The sequence below is a fragment of the Streptomyces sp. NPDC006476 genome, from assembly GCF_040612015.1.
GTDB lineage: Bacteria > Actinomycetota > Actinomycetes > Streptomycetales > Streptomycetaceae > Streptomyces > Streptomyces griseorubiginosus_B.
In genome coordinates, this window is sequence record NZ_JBEXPK010000150.1 from 1 (window position 1) to 8,548 (window position 8,548).

The window sequence follows — 8,548 nt, forward strand, 5'->3', positions numbered from 1 at the left end:
TCCTATCAGGCAGAGGCAGGGAAATCTGCCAGACGCCGACCCTTCAGCCCCACACACCGGAACTAAGCAGCGACACGCTACTAGTGCCGCATCAGAGAACCTTTGCCCTGTGGTGATGTGACGCGCCGTTCGGATGCTGGTCCGGACGGCGGGGTGTCGCCAGGCTGGGCGGGTGGCAGAACGAGTACGGGTCCGGGAGATCGATGACGACGAGGGGCAGCGCCTGCTGCGGATCATCCGCAGGGGCACGGGGTCGGTGGTGACCTGGCGGCGGGCCCAGATGGTGCTGCTGTCCGCGCAGCGCATGCCCGTGGTGAAGATCGCCGAGGTGACGTTCACCAGCGCGGACCGGGTCCGAGACGTGATCCACAACTTCAACACCGACGGCTTCGACTCGCTCTACCCGAAGTACAAGGGCGGCCGGCCCAAGACCTTCACCCTCCCCGAACGCCGGGAGATCAAGAAGACCGCCAAGTCCAAGCCCGCCGAGCACGGCCTGCCGTTTTCGACCTGGAGCCTGGCCAAGCTGGCCGACTTCCTGGTCGCGGAGGGGGTGGTCGACGACATCAGCCACGAGGGCCTTCGGGTCCTGCTCCGCGAGGAGGGCGTCTCGTTTCAACGCATAAAGACCTGGAAGACGTCCCGCGACCCCGACTACGCCGCCAAGAAGGCACGCGTCGAGCACCTCTACGCCATCGCCGACGGTGAGGTCATACCCGAAGACGGCGAACCCGAAGTCGTCTTATGCCTCGACGAATTCGGCCCGCTCAACCTCCAGCCCCACCCCGGCCGGCAGTGGACCGAGCGCGGCGGCCAGCACAAGGACCCCGACCGGGAACCCCGCCCCCGCCGGCGGGCGACCTACACCCGCCCGCACGGGGTCCGCCACCTCTTCGCCGCCTATGACCTGGCCCGGGACAGGCTCTACGGCCACATCAAGCCGAGGAAGCACCGCACGAGGTTCCTGGAGTTCTGCCGCTACCTGCGCAGCCTCTACCCGCCCAAGGTCCGCATCGCGATCGTGCTCGACAACTACTCCCCACACCTCACCACGAAGAAGGACACCCGAGTCGGCGACTGGGCCGCAGCCAACAACGTCGAGTTCGCCTACACGCCGACCAACAGCTCCTGGCTGAACCGTATCGAGGCTCAGTTCACCGCCCTGCGCTACTTCGCGCTGGACGGCACGGATCACGCCAGCCACAAGGAGCAGGGCAGCATGATCCGCCGCTACATCATCTGGCGGAACAAGCACGCCGCCGACGAACGCCTCCGCGAGGTAGTCAACAGGGCGAACGTTGCCTGATGCGGCACTAGGCGACGGGAGGCCGGGATGAACGCGGGAGCGTTGGCGCGGGACGGCAGGGTCGGGGCGCAGAAAGCCGCCCGGGGGTTCGCGGTGAAAGCGGCCGCGCGGGCGGGTTCGCCGCGCGCGGGGTGATCTATCTGCTCGTGGGCGTGCTCGCCCTGCACCCGACTTCATCAGTAGGCGGGCACACGTGGTCGGCGGATTTGCGGGGTGACCTGCGGGAACGGCATGCGGGGCCGCTGGAGGCGTGTGTCCACGGTTCCAGGCCCCGCGCCAACGGGGCCCTGCCCGACACCCCGCTGCCCCAGCCCCTCCAGGCCCCCTCACCCACCGTGCTGGACAAGGTCCTGACCGTGTGGCGGCAGCTGCGCAAGCCCGCCAACGTCCTCATCCTCATGGACACCTCAGGCTCCATGGGCCAGAACGCCAAGGGCCACTGGCCCTACTCCAAGACCGAACTGACCAAGCTCGACCTCGTCCAGCAGGCTCACGGCCCCCTGCTGGACGGCTTCACCGACCGCGACCGAGTCGGTCTGTGGCACTTCTCGGACGAACACGTCACCGACGACGACCTCGCCGCCATGGGCACCACGCAGGACGACGGCACCACCCACCGCGCCCACATCGAGGCCGACGTCGCCAAACTGAGCCTCGACCACTCGACCGCGCTGTACACCACCATCGGCGACGCGGTGAAAACCCTCCGCGACCACTACGACACCAGCGCCATCAACGCCGTGCTCGTCCTGACTGACGGAAAGAACGACCCCCCGCCCGGCGGACAGTCCGACCTCGAAGGACTCCTCAGCACCATCAGCGGCACCGACAAGCCGGTCCGCGTCTTCACCATCGCCTACGGCGCAGACGCCGACACCACGGCACTCCAGCAGATCGCCGACGCCACCCACGCCCACGCCTACAAGGCGAGCGACCCCAACACCATCGCCAACGTCCTCACCAACGTCGTGTCCAACTTCTAGAAGACCCGTCCGGGGAGGCGTCTTCGTCGAGGACGTCGGCGACCTCTTCCCGGGCGATCGCCAGGCGGGAGGCGCGTTCCTCAGCGCGGGCCAGCTCTTGGGCCACGTGTTCGATCTGTTCTCGCAGCCTGTTCGCTTCGGCGCGGGCGGCGTCTTCGCGACGCTACAGTTCCTCGATAATCGAGGCCATCGGGCGCCTCTTGCTCCTACGCAAGACGGTAGAAGACGGCGCCGTCGGCTAACACGCGATCAGTCAATCTCCCTGGCCAGAGGTCTCTCGAAGCGATCCGCACCAAGTCATGTTCCTGGCTGCATGCCGGTCCTTGGTGTTTGTTCAAGAAAGCAAGGGAGCGGCTCGAGTTCTGCGATGCTGGCCGGCGGAAACTGATGCGGAGGATCAACGGAACCTTTTTCGGTGCCGCGCAGGTGCCGGTCGATGAAACGTTGGGTTCTGCTGAGAACGGTGGCGCACTGGGCCGCTGTGATCTGCCCACCGCTGAGGGCATCGGCAAGCTCGTCGAGGTCCAGGACGTGGTAGCGCTCAGCACGGGGCGGTATCAGCAAGTCAACGTAGAGATCATGGACGACAAGTCCAGCCTCGGTACGTTCGATCTCGACCAGGTCGACGTACCACCAACCCTCTACCGGGCCCTCGAACACGACGGGCCTGGTCAACTGGATGCCCTGGTCGAGCAATAGGTAGCTGCGATCGACGGTCGGCCGTCCAGGCACCTGGTACTCGGGGAGGATCCGCACGTCGTAGGCGACAACCTCCCCGATCCGGCGCCCGGGGCACCACTGACCCGTCCGATGGAGGACCGAGACATTCTCGATGGGAGGCGGCGTGGTCACCTCGTGACTCTCTCATGACCCAGTAGGTCCAGCCGGTCCGCCTCGGCAGGAACGGCGGCCTCGCGGCATGGTGGCAGCCGCCACTGACGACACCGTCCGACCTGCACGTCGTTGCCGGCCGTTGCGGTTGAAGCCGCTCGGCGGCGACGCCGGCGCGCCTACGATGCGGTGGTGCGGAACACGAAGGCGTTCAAGGAAGCTGTTGCCCAGACGCTCGCGGAGCTGGCCCACCGGGTAGTGAGGCTCGCGCCGTCGACGGTTGAGGACACGATCGAGAAGAACATCAGCGCCGTGGCGGAGCGGCTTCGGATCCAGGTGCGCTCCGCCTGGCGGTACTTCGACGCGGCCGCCCTCGCCGACCGTCTCGCCGACAGTGCGAACGCCTTCAAGGAAAGCAGCAGCGAGAAGGGCGTGGGCCAGGCCCCGATGCCGCCGATCGACGACCCCGAACTCGCGCTGGTCCTTGCCGGCGTCCCGGACCCCCTGGCGTAGACCGGCGGTGACCTGTACGCGGTTATCGTCAACGTGGCGGTCAACGTATGGATGGCCGGCCACATCCACGGCGAGGACGGCTGTTCCAGGTGCGACGGCAGCCGCGGTCCGGCCGGACACGACTGGCAGGCCCGGATGCGTACCATCACCGAGATGCAGCCGGACATCAGCAAGCGGTTCGACCGCGATGTGTGGACCCGCGCCGTCAACGACGCGGGCTACGCCGTCACCCGCCGCTGACGTCAGCGCGCAGGAACGGGCAACACGCCACGGACGACCAGCTGCCGGCCCTGAGGGGTAGTCAGGGGCTCCATCTGGACGCCGGTGCGCAGCGGCTTCACAGAGAAACGGAAGCCCTTGATCGGGCCGTGGCAGATGAGCCCGGCCGGGGTGGGGATGCCGATGCCGTCGGGGGAGAGGGTGAAGCCGAGCCCGGCGTAGAAGTCCGTCAGTTCCGGTTCGTGCGTGACGTAGAGGACGGCAGCGCCCAGCTTCCCGGTCTGGTGCGAGCCGGCTGCCTTTTCCGCCTCAGCCACCAGGGCGCGTGCGACGCCCTTGCCGCGCCACTGGTCGACCACCGCAAGGGAGTCCAGGCAGGCGACCAGGCCGGCGATGATGTGCACGTTGGGTGATCCCATCAGCATGGGGTGGGTGAAGGCCCACGTCGCCGGCAGCGTGAGCATGCCGCCGACCAGTGCACCGGACGACGTTTCCTCCACCACCCGCGCGTACGTGGGCTTGTGCGGATCGAGGCTCTGGTCGATCACGGAGGGAAGCGCCCGCCAGGAGCCGTCGGGGTTGTCCGGGTCGGCCAGCCGGATCACCGGCTCCAGCGGGATCGCGTCGGCGGGGACCGCGTCTCGGATCATGATGCCGTCCGGTAGACCCGGGACGCTCACCGGAATGACCTCTCCCGGCTGCATCGCCGCCCGGTCGGCTGTGACGGGGACCGCGTACATGTGCTCGCCCATCACGTTCCCCGAGAAGAGGCGCTCGGCCTCACGACGCGCTGGGTTCCCCGATCGCCGGGCGCCCTTGCGTACCCCGTTCCGCTTCCCCACGGTATTTCCTCCCCTGTCACCGCACCCTTCCCCCGGCCAGCAGCCCTCTGAACACCCACCGCCGACAGATGCCCCGGACGCGGCCGCCATCATGCCGGTGCTTTAGGAAGGCGAGGGAGCGCGATGGGGCGTACAGCCAGTTTCCCGCTCTCGTGGATGCACCGAGCGCCGTGGCGAAGATCTGCTCACTTGGTTGACCCCTCCTCCTGGGTACCGAAAGCTGTCACTCCACAGCAGAGTCGGATATGGAGGAACTCATGCCGAAAAAAGCATCTTTGGCCTTATGCGCTGCCGCCATCACGGCGATCACCCTCCTTCCCGGCAGCGCTGTCGCCCGCCCGGGGGTACCGAACATCGCGGAGTGGTCCCGCAACACGGCCGGAGTCAAGTGCGTGCAGAACGCCCTGAACGTGACATCGTCGGCTGGCCTCAAAGTGGACGGTATCTTCGGCCCCGCGACCCTGAAGGCCGTGAAGAACTTCCAGGCCGCTTTCAGGATCGCTCAGGACGGGATCGTGGGTCCTGACACGGGCGGTTGGCTTGGCTGGTCCTACGATCAGGCGATGAGCAGCGAGAACAACTCCCTCTGGCTCCGATCTGGTTGCTGGAACGTCGTCCCCAGCTGACACGGCCGAAGAGCTACAGCGAGCGGTCGCCCGCATTGCCCCGTGACGTAGCCGTCACCGACGAAGCCACTCGAACCGCCACAACGGGGGAGGGCCCGCTGTCGAGGCGAGTCCAGCACTCTGCCGCAGTTCAGTTGCCCAGCAGGACGTGGAGGATGCCGACGACTCCCACGCCGACCATGAGTGCGACGCCGATGTCCGGCGCCCGGTAGGCGAGACATCCGGCGACGACCCCGACGATGATGAGGACGACGGTCCGGACGTCGATCTGACCGTTCATATGGAGCCCCCTGGGTTCCGGTCCCGCCGCGTCGCTTCCGCCAAGTTGCCCTGCGGCGGGCTCTCTTCGTTCCCGGCGTCAGGCCGGGGCTGTGGTGCCGCAGACCCGGTCTGACGGTTCCGCGCGCACCCATAAAGGGAATATGGGGTCAACAGGTTCCGTGAAGCCGCAGCAGGGAAGTGCAGGGAATTCGTCGGCTGCGGGGGCGGCGCAGGGGGGATGCACATGGATGACGGCGCAGGTCAGGGATCCAACGATCCGGCTTTGTGGAAGCTGTCCACGGAACCGGCACGGGGCGGGGAGGTGGTGAGGGCGGAGCCGACCGCTGAGTGCGAGGCGTTCCTCGCCTGGTTCCGGCGGTGCTTGCAGCGCGGCGGGTGGCCGTCGCTCACGCAGGCCACCGCCGACATCCAAGAGAACGGGGTGGAGCGGCCGCGGTTGACCGTCAACCAGACGACGCTCTCGCGCTGGTTGAAGGGTGAGCACCTGCCGCGCCCTGCCTCGTTGCGTGCGGTTGTCCGCGCGCTCAACATCCACATCAGGACCGGTCAGGACGAGGGCGAGTTGCTGTTCGTCCAGCCGGTCTCCGACGCGGAGCTCGCAGAAGGCCTCCGGCTGCTGGCGGCCGCGCAGAAGTCCCGCGAGCCGGCCCAACACGCCTACGCCCAGGCGCAGAAGGAGCTCGCCGAGGCCTTCGACGGTTGGTCTCAGTGGCGTGCGGCGCGAGAGCGGCTGGTAGGACATCTGGCGGAGGCCCGCACGACAGCCGAGCGGCTGAAGAGGCTGCAGGAGGGGTTCACGGACGCGGCCGCGGACGCGGCGGGCGTGACCGCCGAACTGGCGGAGGCCCAGCGGCGCATCCACGACCTCGAGGAGCGGGTGGCAGAGGCCGAGCGCGTGCTGGAGAACTGGCAGGACCGATACGACCGGGTGTACGCCGACTGCGAGATGGCGCGGGAGACGGCGCGCGAGGAACGCCTGCAGATGCAGGACGATCTGTCGGCGGCACGGGCCCGTGCCGTGTTCGCCACGCAGGAGAGCGCGAAGACAGACAAGAAACTTCGCAAGCTGAAGGACCGCCTCGCCGAGACGGAACGCCAACTCGCCCAGGCGCGCCTGGGGAACACTCTCGCTGCCGTCCGCACCGGAAGGCCCGGGGGTGCAGAGGGAAATGCATCCCCCTCCTCACCTGGGATAACGGATCCCGGAGACGTTGCAATCGCCAAACCGCAAGGACATGCAGGGCACACTGGCAACGCCGATGTGCCGGTGCCCCCGCCGCTGTCGGCGAGCCCCGGAGAACGAACGCCAGCGCCGTCGGCAGCACCGCCTGGGGCGGGAGACGGCTACCCCATCCCGCCCCCGCCCCTTCCGGGAGGCTATTCGCCTTCAGGCGCTGACGACTTCTGGCTGAGCCATCTCACGCTGGCCGCTGCGCTCGTCGTCATGGCTGCCGTAAGCACGATGCTCGGTTCCGGGTTCGGTCAGCTGGCGCGTGCTCAGCACAACGCCGTCTGGCAGCTGGCCGTCTACTCGCTCATCGCGGTCGTCGTACTCGTCGGCCTGGGGGTGGCCATGTTCGTGGGCATGGACGAATGGGATCTCTTGTCCTACTACCAGGGGGGTATGTACGGCAGGGTAGGCGAAGGGGCCGCAGCGGGGTTGCTGTTCTGGACCGGAGTGATCTGCACGCTTCTGGCAGTCTCCTTGCCGCACTGGATCGGTGTGCTGGACGGGTGGGGAGGATGGCTGCAGTCTCCGCTCAACCCGGACTGAAGATCTAAACAGTCGATCCCTCCGGCGCGACAGCCGCAGGAAGAGGAGATTCCTCCCGGCGGCCGTGCGCCGGCGGGAGGGCCTCGGCGACAGGGCCGGGCAGACGTTGACCATGAGGCTGTGCCGTCACACAGTCCGGCGCGTCGGCGTATCCGTTACGGCACCGCGTCATGGTCACCGCGCGTCCCTGTGCCGTGCTCGGTAGGCGGCCTGGCGACACCGCGCGCTGCAGTACCGGGCCGTGCGCCGCCGTCGGACGCCCGCCCACAGCACCACCCGGCAGGGGCCGGGCCGCCGCACCGCTGCCCCGCCAGCAGCTGCCCCTGCGGCCCCGTCCTCGTGCCCAGATACTCCGCCACCGTGGCGCCGATGGTGGTCGTCATCAGCGCCCACGCCCGCTTGCGTTGGCGGCGCATCCGGTACGCGTCGGCGGCGCATCCGGTACGCGTCGGCGGCGCATCCGGTACGCGCCGGCGGCGCAGTTCGGTCCACAGTAGCGGCGACGCGGCGAAGCGTCCTTCGGCAGCAGCCGGCGGCAGCGCTCGTACTCGCACGTGCGACGCTTCGACGTGCCGACCGGCATGGGGCCCACATCCAGCACTCACCCTCGCACCGGAAGGGACGGGACCGGAGTCTTCTTCCCCGAACACGACCACCGAGGTGCCGCACGGCAACGTCCAGGAGCACGGCGGGCAATCGCGTCTGCGGACCGTACTGCCTGCGCACTGAGTGGTGTGCGAGGCTGGCAGCCGGTGAAGACGGGGCTGCGGACTGGGCGGTGAGGACGGGATGCGCGCGGCGTATCACAAGGAACTGGAGTCGATCACTGAGGCGCTGGTGGAGATGGCGAACCTGGTCGGTTCGGCCATGGGCCGGGTCACCGGCGCCCTGCTGGACGCCGACCTGCAGCAGGCGCAGAGCGTCACCTCCACCGAAGAGCAGGTCGAAGCGCTTCAGCGGGAGTTGGAGGAGCGGACGATCGCGGTACTGGCCCGCCAGCAGCCGGTCGCGGTGCCGTAGCGAGTGGTGTCGGTCCGGGTCTCGGCCTGCGGATCTCCCCAGGTGGTGGGCCTGGCGAGGGCGAACGGGGCACCGTGCATGCGCGGGCGGCCCGGCCGGGGCCGGGCGTTGTGTGGGGCCGGGTCCCGGGCCATCACGCGGTCCGAGCGGAG

The 8,548-nt window shown here is 68.3% G+C and carries 9 protein-coding genes and 1 pseudogene; 7 read left to right on the forward strand and 3 right to left on the reverse strand.

Annotated features, from left to right (window positions below):
- Window positions 1-172: 172 nt before the first annotated feature.
- Window positions 173-1,306, forward strand: a complete 1,134-nt coding sequence (locus ABZZ74_RS51205; protein ID WP_356950995.1) for an IS630 family transposase — start codon at window positions 173-175, stop codon at window positions 1,304-1,306.
- A gap of 131 nt (window positions 1,307-1,437) precedes the next feature.
- Complete coding sequence (locus ABZZ74_RS51210; protein WP_356950996.1) at window positions 1,438-2,289, forward strand: VWA domain-containing protein; 852 nt, start codon at window positions 1,438-1,440, stop codon at window positions 2,287-2,289.
- Window positions 2,290-2,586: 297 nt separating this feature from the next.
- Here the strand turns inward: ABZZ74_RS51210 and ABZZ74_RS51215 are convergent, their stop codons facing one another.
- On the reverse strand, window positions 2,587-3,141 hold the full coding sequence (locus tag ABZZ74_RS51215) for a DUF402 domain-containing protein (protein WP_356950997.1): 555 nt from the start codon (window positions 3,139-3,141) through the stop codon (window positions 2,587-2,589).
- Between the two features lie 171 nt (window positions 3,142-3,312).
- Between ABZZ74_RS51215 and ABZZ74_RS51220 the strand changes: the two genes are divergently transcribed.
- The gene (locus tag ABZZ74_RS51220) at window positions 3,313-3,633 is read left to right on the forward strand and encodes a hypothetical protein (protein ID WP_356950998.1); all 321 of its coding nucleotides are present in this window, start codon (window positions 3,313-3,315) and stop codon (window positions 3,631-3,633) included.
- Between the two features lie 33 nt (window positions 3,634-3,666).
- Window positions 3,667-3,873, forward strand: coding sequence for a hypothetical protein (locus tag ABZZ74_RS51225; RefSeq protein WP_356950999.1), 207 nt, complete (start codon window positions 3,667-3,669; stop codon window positions 3,871-3,873).
- Window positions 3,874-3,875: 2 nt separating this feature from the next.
- Here ABZZ74_RS51225 and ABZZ74_RS51230 read toward each other — a convergent pair whose 3' ends face one another.
- Complete coding sequence (locus ABZZ74_RS51230; protein ID WP_356951000.1) at window positions 3,876-4,694, reverse strand: GNAT family N-acetyltransferase; 819 nt, start codon at window positions 4,692-4,694, stop codon at window positions 3,876-3,878.
- Window positions 4,695-4,951: 257 nt separating this feature from the next.
- On the opposite strand from ABZZ74_RS51230, the gene ABZZ74_RS51235 reads away from it, so the two are divergent.
- Window positions 4,952-5,320 (forward strand): peptidoglycan-binding domain-containing protein, encoded by a 369-nt coding sequence (locus tag ABZZ74_RS51235; RefSeq protein WP_356951001.1) that lies wholly within the window; start codon window positions 4,952-4,954, stop codon window positions 5,318-5,320.
- Between the two features lie 130 nt (window positions 5,321-5,450).
- Here ABZZ74_RS51235 and ABZZ74_RS51240 read toward each other — a convergent pair whose 3' ends face one another.
- Window positions 5,451-5,600 (reverse strand): hypothetical protein, encoded by a 150-nt coding sequence (locus ABZZ74_RS51240; protein WP_356951002.1) that lies wholly within the window; start codon window positions 5,598-5,600, stop codon window positions 5,451-5,453.
- A 225-nt stretch (window positions 5,601-5,825) separates the two neighbouring features.
- Between ABZZ74_RS51240 and ABZZ74_RS51245 the strand changes: the two genes are divergently transcribed.
- Both ABZZ74_RS51245 and ABZZ74_RS51250 read left to right on the forward strand, forming a co-directional pair.
- Window positions 5,826-7,376: a hypothetical protein gene (locus tag ABZZ74_RS51245; RefSeq protein WP_356951003.1), complete on the forward strand. Its 1,551-nt coding sequence runs from the start codon at window positions 5,826-5,828 to the stop codon at window positions 7,374-7,376.
- A gap of 789 nt (window positions 7,377-8,165) precedes the next feature.
- A pseudogene (locus ABZZ74_RS51250) lies at window positions 8,166-8,393 on the forward strand (PhoU domain-containing protein); the annotation flags it as partial.
- Window positions 8,394-8,548 lie beyond the last annotated feature (155 nt).

What these genes read in the sequence shown, in the direction of transcription:
- ABZZ74_RS51235 (WP_356951001.1), top strand. Translation starts at nt 4,952, where the DNA reads ATGCCGAAAAAAGCATCTTTGGCCTTATGCGCTGCCGCCATCACGGCG.
- ABZZ74_RS51240 (WP_356951002.1), bottom strand. Translation starts at nt 5,600, where the DNA reads ATGAACGGTCAGATCGACGTCCGGACCGTCGTCCTCATCATCGTCGGG.
- ABZZ74_RS51245 (WP_356951003.1), top strand. Translation starts at nt 5,826, where the DNA reads ATGGATGACGGCGCAGGTCAGGGATCCAACGATCCGGCTTTGTGGAAG.